Genomic DNA, 14,977 nt, shown 5'->3' on the forward strand with positions numbered 1-14,977 from the left:
CTCGGCAAGCGTGTGGACTGAACCGTCGTAGACGAGAGTGAACCAAACCGTGGGAGGCAATTTCGGTTGACTTGACCAACGTCATCGACGGCGTGACGGCGTAGCAACCCATCGGATATGGCGCTTTGTATCTGAAGTTCCGGCGAAAAGAGCTCAGCGAGCCCCCCGGCGCGCTGGCCGTTTCAACTACGCTGGCGACGTTGCCAACCGATCGGAGGTGCTATGCGACTGATCATCGAGGACCGCGTAGAGGGCGGGGAAGCGCGGGCGACTGATGCGAGGGTTGTTGCTGTGGTGGAACGAAAAGACCGCAGCCTCGCCGACCTGGGGCTCACACTTGCCGAAGGTCGTGCCTTGCTCGCCGAAGTTCAATCGTTTCTTGTGCCGGAGCAGACTGCCGGATGGATGAAGAGCCAAATGGCTTGTCACCGGTGCGGCTCGATGCTGGCCCACAAGGACGCCCGATCGATCGTGCTGCGAACCGTGTTTGGCAAGGTCGACGTGCCGAGTCCGAGTCCGAGGCTGTGGGCGTGCAGCTGTGCGGCAGAGCAAGGGCAACCGCGCCGCTCTTTGAGCCCGCTGTGCAATGCGGTTCATCAGCGTGTGACGCCGGAATTGGAGTACCTGCAGGCTAAGTGGGCTGCTCATCTACCGTACCGTCAGGCCACTGAGCTGCTTCGAGAGGTCCTTCCACTGGACAAAGGGATTTCTTTTGGTAGTACTCGCCGTCGAATCCTCGCCGTCGGCAGCGCGCTGGACGCGCAGATCAACCGCGATATCGTGTCTGGACCAAAACCGGTCAGCGGAGAGCAGGTTCGCGAATCGACCACCGTCGGCTGCGTGAGCGTCGACTCGGCGTGGCTGAGCTTCAGCAGCAGCCCCAAGAGCCGCAAGGCCATGCGCGACCTTGCGGAGCTGAAATCGCCTTGGTCGCAGAACTTGCCGCGGGATCGACATGTCAACATCGTTGCGGGGCGTGCAACACTCGCTGATCGCCCCCCCGGCGTCTCTACGCGTACGTGCATAAGCTGGTGCCATCGGCGCCCGCACGGCTGGACCAATTTCTCCTCGCAAGCGGCGTGGCTCCGGAAGAGCGAGTCACCGTTATCAGCGATGACGCTGGCGAATTCGGCAAGGCTGTGGACGGCAGCCAGCTCGCCAGGGGAAGGATCCTGGACTGGTTTCATATCGCGATGAAGTTCAAGACCGCCAAGAAATCAGTGGTTAGAAGCCAGACGGTGGAGCCTCACGAGCGAATCGCTATCGAGACAGAGATCGATCACGCCAAGTGGCTGGTTTGGCATGGAAAGGGCCGGCAATCGGTCTCCCGTATCAAGGCCCTGGACGCCACGCTGTTGGCAAAGGAAGGCTACGAGTACTCGACGTTGTACTGGAACCTGCGCCGCCTGTACTTCTACACCGAGAACAACGCAGGTACGCTCGTGAACTATGGTATGCGTTATTACAAGGGGCTACCGATCAGTAGCAGCATTGCCGAGTCCGCGGTGAACCTGGTGGTCAGCCATCGCATGGCGAAGAAGCAGCAAATGCGATGGACGGGCGAGGGTGCGCATTGCCTGGCACAGGTCAGAGTCGCTGTCCTCAACGACGAATTTTCGGTTGAGAAAACTCGCCGTGTTGACCATGACCTCTGCAGCTGCAAATTCGACGAGCGCGCGCCGAGCGGCGTGAATTGGCCTCCCACGGTCTGGCTCACTCTCTTGAGAGTGCGACTAAAGTGGTCAACTTGGTGCACGGGATCGTTATCCTATAAGGATTCCAAATTGACAACTTTGCTTGGTTCTACGGATGTCGAAGATGTCGGCGAGCGATGCGCAGAAGACGCGTCGGCGGCGGCCGTCCTTCGCGAAGAAATCAGCGTGCGCATTGTTCCATTGGAGCGGCTTGCTCCGGTTGGCGAGCGACATGCGGCGCCGCGGCGCGCCAGGTCCCCAGTTGATTGCCGTTCCGCCCGCGAGCACGCGTCGCCCGTCTCGGCGTAGCAGTGATCGCAGCCCGGCCCGACCTTCTGGCGGCCTTCTCACCGAGAGAACGTGTGGTCAGTCCACTCGATTTTGCTGTTTTCGCTCATGCTTATCTCGTGTATTTGTTATCCGACGCCGAGCTGCGTAGGCGTGCATCGGCGTTCGTTGGGCGCGTGCTACGATCAGTCACCACAACTGGAGATCGCCATGTCGCGCCTGTTGAAGGTGAGAAACTACGAATTCCATGTAGTTGTGCAGCCCCTGAGCGACGGCGGCTTCACTTACACATGTGTAGAAGTGGACTTAAGTCGTACAAAAATCAGTGAAATCCGTTACGACAGCCACCTTCGCTTTGAAACCGAGGACGAAGCGTATGAAGGCGGTACGGCTCACGCGCGCTGGCGGGCAAAAAGAGTCGAGCAGTAGCCGTCATCGGATCGTCCGGCAAGCACTACCCACCCTCACGGGTTCATGTCCCAGGCAAAACGGTGCGCTGCGTTGAGGCTGTCCCACGGACACCGGAAAGACTCGCGGGCGGGCGGCGAGTCCCATAACAATGAGGATTCGACATGGCTACCTTCGAAACCATGCGAGCGGTTGTGAATAGCGGAAGCGACCTGATCATCTTCCGCAAGACGACGCGCGAGAACGTTCGTGAGCTTGCGGAGATCGCCCGCCGGACCGGCGCAACCTTGACGGTTCCGCTCTCGTATCCATCGGACTTTGTGATGGAACTTGCCGCTGAATACGGCAAAGCCATCCGATTCATGCACGGGCTCCCAGACTATCAAACGACGTGACTTCGCTCTTGTTTGGATCTGAGTTGATGGCGCCGCTCCTGTCGCCTTTCGGCATGCCCACCGGTGCTCGTGCCGGAGCCGACGGTTGAGCAGACCATCGTCATCTTGCGCGGCTTGCGCGATAAACTCGAAGCACACCATCAGGTAACTTTCGCCGATGATGCGTTTGTCGCGGGTCGCGGGTCGCGGGTCGCGGGCAAGACAGGGATCGTCGCGCGTCCGATGGTCGAGGAGTTGGCCTTTTGTGGCATTCGCAATGCACGGGACGTGGCAACATGCCTGAACGGCTACGATCAGATTGCCTACCCTGAAGGCAGCGAATGGAGTCTTACATGTTTCTACGTTCCGCAGGCGTTTGATGCGGGATATCGACTGGTCAGTGACGCCGATACCCTGTGGAACGCATTCGAGACGACGGACCACAAGGCCAATCTGCCGGGGAAGCTTGGGATTCCGATGGAGTTTTTCGCACGCGCGCTCGAGATAGTGCTCAAGGACAAGCACAAAAATGGACAAGAACACCGTACGCGAAGCGCTGCTGGATCACGCCCAGACCTTGTTGATGACGCGCGGCTACAACGGGTTCAGTTACCGCGACTAGTCCGGACTAGTCGGCGTGAAAACGTCCAGCATCCACTACTACTTTCCGACCAAGGAAGATCTCGCGCTCGAAGCCGTGAACGCGTATAGCGCCGACGTGATGTCGTCGATCCACGCGATCGACAGTCCGCGCCAGCCGACAAAAACTCGGTATGCACCGTCCCTGCTTGCGAATGCACCGAGATCGCCCAACGAGGTGGCGTGGCCGTCGCGTTCCAGGATAGAGGCGCGGGCGACGTAGGTGCGTCCGACGCGTGTGACCGACGGTTGAATCGCTGCACCGTGGTGATAGAAGATCATTTTTGTGTGTCTCCATTATCTCGTGCGCGAGAACCCAGCATAGCGCGGAAAGAAAGTTGGCCACAAAGGGATTTACCTTTCTTGATTAGCCGCTTAAATTCGCCACGCGCGGGAGCACGCGTACAGGCAAATCGCAATACGGACTGACCGTCAATTAGCGATCCCGTCGCATAAAGCACACACGACGAGCGGGAACGCCTTGCTGGCTGTCGGGAGCGCGCGCAGAACTCCCTATAATTCCTGCTCCCATGCTCACGAGGAGGATGCGCGATGTGGCAGGCCCAGTTGCAGCAATGGCAGCAATGGCAGCAGATTCCAGCTTCTCTGACTCAGCTCAACTGGCCGCAGTGGCTGGCCATTGCCGGCATGTCGAGTGCCATCAGTTCCATCGTGGTGCTATTGGTGCAAGGGTTGAAAGATCGGGTCACTTACCGACGTGAGCGGCGCGACGCGGCCCTCGAAGTGGCGATCTCGCTCGAGGGTTACGCCCGCGTCTGCCGCGCCATGATGCATCGCGCTGACTGGGCGCGTGACGAGTTGGACCGAACGGGCAACCGGGAGGCCGTGAAAAGCGCCATGCTGCCAGCGTTTCTGTTTCCTGAAAAAATCCAGTGGCGACGACTCGGCCATCGCGTCGTATCTGATTTGCGTGACTTCCCGGCCAGAATACATGCGGGTCGTGAAGATCTCGGGTCATTCGCCGACTATGGCGACCCTGTCGCGCTTTGCGAGGAAGTGAGCGTCGAGTGCGCAAAGGCCGCGCGAGATGCGCTGGCGCTGGCGCGGGAGACACGAAAAAAACACGGATGTGTGCCGTGGCGGCCGGGCGCGAAGGATGCCGACCTGAACCGCGACCTCCTGACCTTCATTTCGGCCGCGGAGGAGAAACGCGACGCACGCCGGAATCGCCAGACGATGAGCGTCGGACCTGCGATCATCTCCGAAGCGGCTGGGGCGGATTCCCGCATCGCGCTGCAGTGAACGCACGATCCGAATGGTAGACCTGACGAGATGCCTGTCTCCAAAAAGCGCAGATCGCCCAAGACACCGACGCGTGCACAATCGAAGCGGTTTCTGCTTCCCATGCCGCGGCAGGAGGCCGACGCGCTGTGTCTCCAGTCACGGATTGCGCTCGAATCGGTGCGAGGAGGCCGCGCCGGAAGTCACGAGACGACCATCCTCGCGCACACGGTCCTGCTGACAAGTTTCCTTACCGAAGCAGGACACGGTGTGCTCGACCTGTCATTCGTTCGTCAAGTCGAAGAAGCTGTGCTCGCGATCCTCGATGCAGGCAAGGCAACCGGCGAATGGAACTTCGACGAGACATTTGTCCAGTCGCTGACCACCGTCATCAATGAGTACGACCGCCAGATGAGAGAGGTGCGATTCGGTCAAGTCTTGGCAGCCACCAAGCGTCTGGATCGGATGATCGCCTCGGTACGCACGGCCCGTTAAGCAGGAAGTCGGCTAATCCAGCTCTCCCTTGTATGAGAGGAGCACTGGAGCGACGCTGAACCGGCAACCGTACTGATCGATTTGCAGCGGCTCTTCACGCGATTCGTCGGTATTGCATCCACTCTTCTCGCGAGTTTCGCATGGCCAAGTCCACGCTTCAAGCGCCCAAGCAGGGATGTCGCTCCTAAGCTCGAATTGATACTCGGCGGGTGACCACCAGATGTCATCAAAGGTTTCGTCGAGCAGTTGTTGCACATAAGCGAGATCTGCGAGGCTCATTGGCGTGCGCCGCCTCCTGTACCGGTCCTGGCCCGCGATAACGCACCTAGATTGGAGATCGAGCACGAGGCGATGAATCAGAAAGGGTTCACCTGCCCAAACCGACGTCCAGTCTCCCATGGCGTATCGATCTGTCATGCTCGGTCATCGGATATGTGATCGTCTTGCGACTGCTTCAGAAGTTCCTCCTCGGCTTGTTTCAATAAGGCCCGCGCGTATTCCGAGATGAAGGCGCTATCGTGATGGGTGGCCTTTCCGAACACAGTGGCAAGAATGCGCCGTGCTTCAATCGCAAATGCGGCACGGTCTTCCTCCGTGCTGAACGTCACGTCAGTGACGATGCGTTCGGCGTGGTCGTGGATGGTGCCGACCTTCTTCCCATCGAACAGAATTCGGGCCGTCGCGTTGACGCCATGCCGTGTCTCGGTGAACTGGATGCTCAGGGGATCGATGGTATAGGGCATGTAGGCTCGGAAGAAAGGATTGGAGGGTTGAACACCTGCGCCATTGTTTTGGCACATCTCCGATCCTATTCATCTAATCGAGAAGTCAAGGAAGCCCTGCAAAATCCACAGTCAGCGGACTCGATCCGCAGAGACGAGCGCACCCCTTTCCCCAGTGCAGTCGCCCGCCAGCTAGCTACCGGACTTCGAATATGCGTGCCATCCTCAGAACAAGACACGAACTGTCCTGATGATCATTAAGATGTTGCCCAGATGAGATTCGGCGCAGAGCTCGCGATACGAGATGATTGATGCCGCTCGCCGGCAGAGCGCGCACGCAGTGCACCGCATCGCGACATTCGCGCTGGATCTCTTGAGCGCGCGTTCAATTAAACGTTGTGCAGACGTTCACTCAGGCGCCCATGAAGACACGCACGCTTCCCCGCTTCGAACCCGTCGGCGTCGACGAGGGGCGGATGCTATGGAAGAAGTACCGTGGGAACGCAGACGTTGAGCGCATGCTGCTCGAACTTGCGCAGGCGCGCCAGACCATAGGAGAGATCGAAACTTTCTTTGCCTCGGTCCGGCGGGCATGGGAAGAGGAGAACCTCGGACAGTTGGTCGCCATGGAAAAAATCCGCCTGTTACTCATGGAGCATCATCTGAGATACCGTGCGCTCGCTGGATTGAAGCCGCCACCTCGAGATGAGAATCCCGACGAGCCAGAACCGGCGCTAGTCGATTAAAACGCGTTGTATCGTATCGATTTACTTCGATCGGTTGAGGATTTCGATACCGAAGCCCTCGGGCCAACCGTGATTCATGACGCGCAGTGCATCCTCTGCAATCCGTTCGGGCGCAACGTCTTCATAGTCGCCTTGCGGCATGACGAGCAACAGTGCGTATTCGTGCCCTTCGTGCCCTTCGTCCCCTTTGCCACCGCGATCTTCCCGGCCAGGTCGTTCATTTCGGTCGTTTCGTCATGTTTTCGTTTCGTTCGTTGTTTAGCCTTCGACACAAGCTGCAGCGTCAAGCGTGAACCGAAGGCGCGTCACGGTTCGGTGGCTCGACAGGCCGAGTAGGTTGCTGACCTGCTCATTGGTTTTCCCCGCGACGAGGTGGCGCCTTCCGTAGGTATTGCGTAAGAGGCGAGGGCTTTCATCGGCGGCCGATAGTCCCGCGGCCTCGAGCGCCGTGCGAACGCACTTGACCAAGGTGTCGGGTTTCATAGGCTTGCCTGCGGCCGTTGCCACGAAAAGCCAGTCCGTCGTGCAAACAATCGCTTTCCGGGCCTCATAGTACGCGCGCAGCACATCAGTGGCGAAACTGTCGATCGGTACGCGTCTGGCGAGCCGCGGACCATGTTTCTCAACGAGCACGCTAGGCCGCTTGCCCTCCATGTCAAGGTCCGCGACCCGGAGCAGACTCAGCTCAGCCGCCGTGACGCCGCACCCGAGAAAGAGCGCGACGATCGCCGTATTGCGTAACGCTTTCGCGGATGCACAAGTCGTCGTCCGACACACCGCCTGCAGGCGCTTGTCGTCCTCTTCAGATAGATAGATTGGCGTCGGTTCATCCTCGGGCCAGTTCTCTCGCGCAAGCAAGTCGGCGGCGGGATTCTCTTTGCGCAATTCAAGCGCAACGAGATGTCGGGCAAGTCGATCGATGAGCTTCAGATATCGGTAGCGAGTCGTGGTCCCCGGCTGACAGTCGCGCGCGAGTTCTCCAAAAAATGCATCGATGTGATCGGCACCGAACGTGGCTACGCATTGCCCACGGGTCGCCAGATAGTCATTGAATCGCGAAAACATCGAGCAATGCTGGACGATCGACTGATCCGCAAAGGCACGGCGATCGGCACAGGTGGCTTCCGCTCGCTGCCATTGCGAATAGGCGGTTTCAGGATCAGAGAGCCACTCGTCGGTGCACATAAAGTCGATATACTGAATTTGCCAATCGTTAATCTAACGCGAAGCTGGCGCTTCGCCAACATCTGCAAGCAGAAAAGCCGTCTTGAAGCGCGCCTTCTCCGTTCTTTTAGATGCTGATTAGACGCTCGCTGCTAGCCCATTGCCGCGGGCCCGTGGCATAGTGCGAGTATTTTCGGAATAGGAGAGTGCAATGGCGACGCTAGAAGCGATTCAAGCGCGGATCAAAAAACTCGAAGCTCAGGCGCAAGCTTTAAAAGCCAAGGCTGCGAGCGGCGTGATTAAGCAGATTCATGACTTGATGGCGCGTCATGAGATTTCGATCGATGACGTCGCCGGATTCGTTGGCAAGGCATTGGGTAAGACCAAAGCAAACGCAGTGGGAAAAGCGGATTCAACGAAGTATGTTGATCCGCAGACCGGTGCGAGCTGGAGCGGCCGGGGCAGGGCGCCGGCGTGGATTGCGAATGCAAGCGATCGCACCGCGTTCCTCGCGGCGGGTGCTGGCGAGGCTGCTGTTCGCGCGAAGGTGTCGGTAAAGCGCAGGATCGCCGCACGCAAAGGACCTCAGCCCGCTCTGTATCGCGATCCGGTCTCGGGATTGACATGGAGCGGGTTCGGTCGCGCACCTGGTTGGATTGCGAGGGCAAAGGATCGTAGTGCATTCCTGATTGAGAAAGACAGTGCAGCGGGCGCGAGCAACGCGGGCGCACTGGTCGCCGCGAAAAAGGGTGCAGCTCAGAAGCAGTCAGCATCGAAAAAAGCCATAAAAGTGGTCGCGGTAAAGCCGGTCGGGAAGAAAGCGGCGTCGAAAAGGTCGACAGCGAAGAAGGGAGCGGCTACGAAGACGGGACCTGCAGCGAAGAAACGAGTTGCTGCCAAGAAAGGGGCAGCGGCGAGCAAAAGTGTAGTCGCCCAGAAGGGAGCAACTGCGAAAAAAGCAACGGCGGCGGCGAAGGTCGCTCAGAGCGCGGCGACAAAACGTGCTCGCTCTATGGGCACGGGTCCGGCCCGCAAGTCACGAGCAGCGGTTGAGAGTGTTGCACCCGTTGAAAGCCCTGCTCAAAGCGTTGCGGCGGAAGCCGAGATTCCGAGCCAATAAGGCATTCTGCAATCGCCGCGGAGAATCTGCGCGGCGATTACCTTCAGATGGCTTTCTCGGTGAATTAAGCGAAAACCTATCGAAGCTCATAACGTAAGCAAAGCACCTTATTCGGCCTATGCGGACATCGAGGCTGCTTCCGTTTAACGGCAGCAGCCTGGCGGATTGCTGACCTTGGCGGCGTCGCGCGGCATAACTGCAACCGCCGGCATCACTCAACTCATATTCTCGGTAGAGTCGAGATGTGGCGCGGTAGCTGTAGGCTCGGTGTGTTTGTTGCTTCCTCTTTCGTCTGGCGGTGCCCCAATAACCTCGCCGTAACCCCGTTTCCACATCCCGCTCATCGAACCCAGCGTGCAGATCTCCCGCACTGGGCTCTCGGGAAAGACATCACGCCTTCACACACGCCGGGCTACGCCCCCAAGTGCACTCATACGTACGAGACCGAAGTACCCGTAGAGATGCGGGGATGGATAAGTCCCGCCCCTGCGACGTCTGAGCTTGTACTTGTTGCATAGCCATCGGCGCAACCGCGTCGCGGTGTAGCTGTCGATTGCTCGTATGCTCGGCTAACGCGTCCTACCTGGACATAATTCGCCCAGCCGCGCAACATGCGGTCCAACTTGCCCACCAACTCCGTGGTCTCTTGCCATACCGTCCCGAGGGCGGTCATTGCATAAATCTTTTCGACCATGCGCCGGATACTTTTCTTCGATGGCTTCAGACTCTTGCGGGCCTGACCGGTCGTTGCTGATTACATCCGCCCAAACGTAAAACCCAAGAAGTCGAACTCACTCTCTGGCACCTTGGAGATTCGTGTCTTCTCCTCGTTGACCTCGGCTTCAGTATGCCGAAGATCTGACGGAAGTTCAGCAGCGCCTCTTCAGCGTTGCCTCGCTTGCACAGGATCACGGGATTGTCCGAGCAGGTCACGACGCGACTGCCAAGACTGCGCTGAAGCCCGAGCTTCTTCCACGCCAGCACGAACCGGAGCATGTAAACATTCGCAAGAAGTGGTGAAATGAGGGAGCCTTGGGAATCCCGCGCCGACTATCTCGAGCCTCCGTCGTCCGTTTCTGCCGGCGTCGGTAATCGGTCTCTTCAACGGGGCATTCCAGCCACATCCTGATCAGATGCGGCACACGCCGATCAACGATGCGTCGGCGAGCGACAGCGTCAGTTCGGCATGCGGAATGCTGCCGAAGTAGTCCGCCAGGTCCGCGTCAACGACATCCGTTTGCCCTCGGCGCAGCCGTTCCCCCACCTCGATCGCCGCTTGCTGGACATTTTGCCCCGGGCGGTAGGCGTACTGCTCTGGTGGAAGGTCCGCTTCGAAGATCGGTTCGAGCACCAGCATCGCTGCTGTAATGCGCAATCCCCCAGGACGCCTGCTTCGTAGGCATCAACAGGGTTGTACCGAGACAAGAGGCTTTATGCGGCGGCTCTGCCACGGATCAAATCCATCACCGTGATCAACTGGTCGACCTGATCCGCGCGACAGATCGTCTCGGGCCCGGAAAGACACATATCTACAAACGGACTTTTATATAGACGCGATGCATCCATGAGCCCATCTGCATCAGTTCTTCAACAATAAGGTTGATGAATTCGATCTGATCCGCGCGGCGATGGTCCCACTGATGGACTCCCTGACCGCCTGCATCGCGGCTTCGCGTTCCAGGCCCACCAGCGACCGGATGACGGTGCCCAAGCCCTCACTCTGCTCGGTCGCGGCTCTGATGAGTTCGGGAGAACCTTCTGCTTCGAACAGCATCTCCTCGAGATCGGGGGCGGTCACCGGTCGGTTACTCCAGCCTGCGTAATTCACCCAGCCGTGGCCAAATTCGACCGTCTTAGATTAGAAAGACGTCGATGGGTTTTGCCGTGGAGTTACCGTGGCCAGGGTGTAGCCATATGAAATGGCGTCCTTAACATTCAGCGGCTGATGGATTACTCATCTTATAAAGTGAGCAAAGGCGTTGCTTCCGGAAACAATCCGAACCAGTTCCGGGAAGAGCCGACGATCTCCGAGAGAGCGTCGCTTTTCGAAAACAATTTGAACAAGGCTGACGCCGATTGCAAGACGTGGCGTGGAGCAAGAAAAACAAACTCGCCAAGCATTCGACGCTCGGCGACAAACCACAGCCGGGCCTCGCAAAAGCAATTCCGACTCGCAAGTATGAAGCCGATTAATAGATCGCACGGACGTATCGGGGCGGCTTGCTTATCTGGATTTCTCTTCAAGCAACGTGCTTTCGAAAAAGTCGCTGGTCATGTGTGATTTCGCGCACTGGTGATCGTCTTTCCTTGGGTATCCGAATTTCATCGACTAAAGTTACATGCCGAAATCAGTGCGTCCGATAAGCTGCGCGGCGATGTCCGGAGAAGGAGGGTGAAATGGCAAACCATCGCACGAGTAGCGGTGAAATCACGTTTCCCGACGGCATCGATTTCAGGCGGCTAGCGTCTACGCTCGACGGTCACCCACTCGCTCGAGATCTTCTCGCGGCAGGTTTTACCTGCAACGACGCGTTTCGGCTCGAACTCGAACACGGTGGCGCGCCGATCGTTGTGGATCTCGTGAAACTGACGGTGCCCGCGCTGGACGGGCACGTCGTCGTACTCGTGGAGCGGGAAGGCGCGTTCACCTGGCGCTACCCGAAAGGGCAGGAAACGGCGAACGGTTCGGATGCCGGAACGCTCGAGTTCGAGCTCTTGCCCATACGGCGTCCCGGTGCCGACGATGCAGGGACGCTTCGCATCGCTCAGGAGGTCATCGCCGAATGGCTCGGCAAGCCCGTGTGCGTGTATGTGCTGCGCTTTCCCGACCGGGCATCACGCATGCATGGCGCGCTCGCGTTCGAGGGGGATCGTCACGAAGGTCTCGTGCCGCTCACGGCGCTCGAGCCGGCCGAATGGGGCCCCGGAGATTTGCCGGCTCGCGCCCGGCCGCCCGGCAAAATACTGCTGCTCGTGCACGACCTGTTCTCCAGCACGAAGGACAGCTTCGGCGGGCTCGCGAGCACGGAAGGCGGACGCGGACTCCTTGCCGCGGCCCGCGCGCGTTACGACCTCGTGCTGGGCTTCGACCATCACACGCTGACGCAAAATCCGCTGCAAAACGCCGAGCGTCTCGTGAGGGAACTCGCAGCGCTCGGCTGCGCGCCGGGCGCGGTATTCGACGCGATCGTCCTTGGCCGCGGGGGTCTCGTGGCGCGATCGCTCATCGAGCGCGTGCTGCCGCTGAAGTTGCCCGGACTTCGCGCGGGCAAGATCGTTTTCGTCGGCTGCGCGAACGGTGGGACCGAACTCGCGCGCCCGGAAAACCGGAAGCGCATGCTCAACCTGTACACGAACCTGACGCTCGCTGGCGCGCGCCTGGTGGCACCGGTTGACGCCTCGACGTCCGGCGCGACGCTGGGCGCCGAAACGTTCGACGGCATCTTTGCGCTGGTGCAGCAGATCGCCGTGACGGGCATCGATGAATCACGCGTCCCGGGACTCGCCGCCATGAGTACACAAGGCGACTTCGTGCGCGCGCTCAACGAGGCGAAAATCTCCGACTCCAACGCAGAAGCGCCGCGCTACCTCTGGACCGGCGCCACGTTCGATGTCGCGCAGGGCGCGGCGCCGGGGATCTCACCGGGATTCCAGGATCTCCTGCAGTACTACGCGGCCGACCCCGTGTTCGCCCAGCCGAACGATCTGGTGGTCGACTGCGTGTCGATGGGCGCGTTCGGTTTGCACGACGCGTGGCTTGGCAAGCCCTTGTTGCTGTCTTCGATGGACCGGCTCTATCACACCATCTACTTCACGTCGGCGAACCTGCACGATCGTCTCGGCGACTGGCTGCTCGACATGCGCGGCGTGTTCGCGCAGTTCCAGAGCACAGTCAGGCGGATCGACGGGGAGACGCCCATCGCCGATGTCCCCGCGCTGATCGGCGACGATCCGCTCGCGGCCACCGTTGTGGTCCAGCGGAACAAGACCCGGGTCTACTATCACCTGCTGCGCGCGGACGAGTTGCGCCGGGCCGTGGGCGCGCTCGGCGCCGAAACCGATCCCAGGCTAAACGTCAATGCGGCGCTCAGGCGCGACGAGGCCGCGAAAACGAAGGTGGCCTCGCAATCGAAGAGCGTGACCGAGCTCGATGACGTCTGGGAAATCGGCAATCCTATCGTGGACGGCAACGGGTTTCGAGGCCAGATCAGCGGACGCACGGTGGTGCTGGAGAACGGCGAAATCATCGGCTTTGTCCCCGATGCGGAGTGGTCGAAAGCGTTCAGACGACCAATGGCCGAAGGCGCGGGCAGCGAGTCAGCACACGAAGGCCAGCCGATGCCGCAGGACGACGCCGATCAGGAACTGGACGAGCAGGACGAGTCGGAGGCAAGCGCGGCGGCATCGGCCGCGCAGTCCGCCGATGGGACCAGGCCAGGCGAGAACCTCGCGTCCCGTCAGGCGTCGGCGCAAGCGCCGGGGCAGGGGGCGGAGTCGTTTCCGTGTCACTTCGAGTCGGAGATGCCTTCTCGGCCCCGGATCGGAGAACTGGTGACGGTGTCCTTCCGGATTTCGCGCGAGGAATTGCACTTCGAGACCGGCGCGACGCACGCCGGTGGAGAGGCGGCCGTCAAGGATTCGGTTCCCATCATCGTCACGGCGTCCACCAGCCAGAATTGTCGGATTGAGGGCGACGTGCGGCTGTCCGTGCCGCCGCCCGAGCCGGGTGTCCCGCGCATGGTTGAATTCAAGGTGCGCGGGTTGAGCGAGGGGCCGGCCGAGGTTTCGATCATCGCGAGCCAGGAGCAGCGCAAGCTCATCACCATCGTGCTCAGCCCGAGCTTCGTGGCGGAGATGATGCAGATGTCGGTGCAGGGTACCGCCAATCTGAGCGACGACGAAGGCGGCCTGATCGACCTACGGATCCGCGATACATCCCGAAACACCGATCAGACCGTGCGGCTGGAGTACGACCTCAGCTCCGACGACCTGCAGGTCATGCTGTTCGGCCAGTCGACCGATATGAATACGCAGGTACGCTCCGCTTATATCAAGAGCATCTACGACGATATCGAAGCGTTCTGGGCGGAGGCGAACCACGCGAGCATGCAGAATCCGGGCGCGATCGGAGAATTCATGGAGACCTTTCAGCAGAATCTATGTCTGAGAGGCGCAGCCTTATGCGATCAGCTCGTGCCCATAGAAGTGCGCCGGGAATTGTGGTCAGCATGGTCCGAGAAGCGCATCGGCGCCGTGAGGGTCTATACACGGGAGCCGTCGATTCCCTGGGAGATGCTTTATCTGCGGGATCCGTCGAAGGGCGGCAACACCGAGGGCGGATGTTTCCTCGCCGAACTGGGGCTGTTGCGCTGGGACTCCGACTACGGTTATCCGCCGGCGGTCGTCACGATCGACTGTGAACAGACCTATTACCTGATACCCGACTATCCGCCGCCTTACACGCTCTCGGGAACGAGCGAAGACCGGCAGCTACTCAAGGAATTGTTTGACGCGAGGCCGCTCGAGGCCACCGCTTCCAGCATGCACAAGCTGTTCGGCAAGGGGCGCTTCGACCTTTTTCACGCAGGGTGCCACGGCGAAGCGAATCAGAACCAGCCGTGGGATGGCGGGCTGCTGCTTCAACCGGTCGGTCCAGGCGGCAAGCCCGAGTATCTGCGCGACTTCTTCCTTCAGGGACACGCGGGAAACCGTCCGCTGGTGTTTCTGAATGCGTGCCAGGTAGGCGTGCCGGCGGCGGGTATGACCGGCGCGGCCGGCCTTGGCATCACCTTTCTCAAGTCCTGCAATGCAGCGATTCTGGTCGCGCCGATGTGGTCGGTCGGTGATATGACGGCATCGCTGTTCGCGCGCGTCTTTTATCAAAGGCTTGCCGAAGGCGCGCCGCTCGTCACCGCGGTTCGTCAGGCGCGCAATGCGGCCAAGGAGGCGGGCGATCCCAGCTGGCTCGCCTATTCCGTGTGGGGACATCCGTATGCGCGCCTCAACGTGCAGCGCCCGGCGCGGACGCGTTCGCCGTCCGCGAAGGAAGCCGTTTCGATGACCGGTTGAACGCGGTCCAGGCGCC

General features: G+C 60.0%; 13 protein-coding genes and 4 pseudogenes. 11 read left to right on the plus strand and 6 right to left on the minus strand.

The features are described 5' to 3' along the window. The first annotated feature begins 222 nt into the window (after nt 1-222). On the plus strand, nt 223-1,197 hold the full coding sequence (locus PQR08_RS30865; RefSeq protein ID WP_408163464.1) for a hypothetical protein: 975 nt from the start codon (nt 223-225) through the stop codon (nt 1,195-1,197). Nucleotides 1,198-1,811: 614 nt separating this feature from the next. On the opposite strand, the pseudogene PQR08_RS30870 reads toward PQR08_RS30865, so the two are convergent. Beyond that, a pseudogene (locus PQR08_RS30870) lies at nt 1,812-2,092 on the minus strand (DUF5131 family protein); the annotation flags it as partial. 100 nt (nt 2,093-2,192) lie between these two features. Here PQR08_RS30870 and PQR08_RS30875 point away from each other — a divergent pair. The 7 genes and pseudogenes from PQR08_RS30875 to PQR08_RS30905 all read left to right on the plus strand — a co-directional run bounded on the left by PQR08_RS30875 (nt 2,193) and on the right by PQR08_RS30905 (nt 5,140). Continuing rightward, nucleotides 2,193-2,411: a hypothetical protein gene (locus PQR08_RS30875; RefSeq protein ID WP_408163465.1), complete on the plus strand. Its 219-nt coding sequence runs from the start codon at nt 2,193-2,195 to the stop codon at nt 2,409-2,411. 143 nt (nt 2,412-2,554) lie between these two features. After that, entirely contained in the window at nt 2,555-2,785 is a 231-nt protein-coding gene (locus PQR08_RS30880) for a hypothetical protein (RefSeq protein ID WP_408163467.1), read from the plus strand. A 60-nt stretch (nt 2,786-2,845) separates the two neighbouring features. Then, nucleotides 2,846-2,959, plus strand: a pseudogene (locus PQR08_RS30885) (hypothetical protein); the annotation flags it as partial. A 12-nt stretch (nt 2,960-2,971) separates the two neighbouring features. Further along, a pseudogene (locus PQR08_RS30890) lies at nt 2,972-3,283 on the plus strand (hypothetical protein); the annotation flags it as partial. A 10-nt stretch (nt 3,284-3,293) separates the two neighbouring features. Beyond that, nucleotides 3,294-3,509: pseudogene (locus tag PQR08_RS30895) on the plus strand (TetR/AcrR family transcriptional regulator); the annotation flags it as partial. 446 nt (nt 3,510-3,955) lie between these two features. After that, nucleotides 3,956-4,666: a hypothetical protein gene (locus PQR08_RS30900; protein ID WP_408163468.1), complete on the plus strand. Its 711-nt coding sequence runs from the start codon at nt 3,956-3,958 to the stop codon at nt 4,664-4,666. Between the two features lie 30 nt (nt 4,667-4,696). Next, on the plus strand, nt 4,697-5,140 hold the full coding sequence (locus tag PQR08_RS30905) for a Fis family transcriptional regulator (protein ID WP_408163470.1): 444 nt from the start codon (nt 4,697-4,699) through the stop codon (nt 5,138-5,140). 12 nt (nt 5,141-5,152) lie between these two features. On the opposite strand, the gene PQR08_RS30910 is transcribed toward PQR08_RS30905, so the two are convergent. Both PQR08_RS30910 and PQR08_RS30915 read right to left on the minus strand, forming a co-directional pair. After that, the gene (locus PQR08_RS30910; protein ID WP_408163471.1) at nt 5,153-5,419 is read right to left on the minus strand and encodes a hypothetical protein; all 267 of its coding nucleotides are present in this window, start codon (nt 5,417-5,419) and stop codon (nt 5,153-5,155) included. A 134-nt stretch (nt 5,420-5,553) separates the two neighbouring features. Continuing rightward, complete coding sequence (locus PQR08_RS30915; RefSeq protein ID WP_250487895.1) at nt 5,554-5,883, minus strand: hypothetical protein; 330 nt, start codon at nt 5,881-5,883, stop codon at nt 5,554-5,556. Nucleotides 5,884-6,284: 401 nt separating this feature from the next. On the opposite strand from PQR08_RS30915, the gene PQR08_RS30920 reads away from it, so the two are divergent. Then, entirely contained in the window at nt 6,285-6,608 is a 324-nt protein-coding gene (locus PQR08_RS30920; protein ID WP_408163473.1) for a hypothetical protein, read from the plus strand. A gap of 258 nt (nt 6,609-6,866) precedes the next feature. On the opposite strand, the gene PQR08_RS30925 is transcribed toward PQR08_RS30920, so the two are convergent. Continuing rightward, complete coding sequence (locus PQR08_RS30925; RefSeq protein ID WP_408163475.1) at nt 6,867-7,793, minus strand: tyrosine-type recombinase/integrase; 927 nt, start codon at nt 7,791-7,793, stop codon at nt 6,867-6,869. 190 nt (nt 7,794-7,983) lie between these two features. Between PQR08_RS30925 and PQR08_RS30930 the strand changes: the two genes are divergently transcribed. Continuing rightward, nucleotides 7,984-8,892, plus strand: coding sequence for an H-NS histone family protein (locus tag PQR08_RS30930; protein WP_408163476.1), 909 nt, complete (start codon nt 7,984-7,986; stop codon nt 8,890-8,892). A 1,129-nt stretch (nt 8,893-10,021) separates the two neighbouring features. On the opposite strand, the gene PQR08_RS30935 is transcribed toward PQR08_RS30930, so the two are convergent. Together PQR08_RS30935 and PQR08_RS30940 are read right to left on the minus strand one after the other, a co-directional pair. After that, nucleotides 10,022-10,249 carry a hypothetical protein gene (locus PQR08_RS30935; protein WP_408163478.1) on the minus strand — a complete coding sequence of 76 codons (228 nt, stop codon included), beginning with the start codon at nt 10,247-10,249 and terminating at the stop codon, nt 10,022-10,024. Nucleotides 10,250-10,471: 222 nt separating this feature from the next. Further along, nucleotides 10,472-10,690, minus strand: coding sequence for a hypothetical protein (locus PQR08_RS30940; RefSeq protein WP_408163480.1), 219 nt, complete (start codon nt 10,688-10,690; stop codon nt 10,472-10,474). Between the two features lie 599 nt (nt 10,691-11,289). On the opposite strand from PQR08_RS30940, the gene PQR08_RS30945 reads away from it, so the two are divergent. Further along, entirely contained in the window at nt 11,290-14,961 is a 3,672-nt protein-coding gene (locus PQR08_RS30945; RefSeq protein ID WP_408163482.1) for a DUF7379 domain-containing protein, read from the plus strand. Nucleotides 14,962-14,977 lie beyond the last annotated feature (16 nt).

The sequence above is a fragment of the Caballeronia jiangsuensis genome, assembly GCF_046030135.1.
Taxonomy (GTDB): domain Bacteria; phylum Pseudomonadota; class Gammaproteobacteria; order Burkholderiales; family Burkholderiaceae; genus Caballeronia; species Caballeronia jiangsuensis.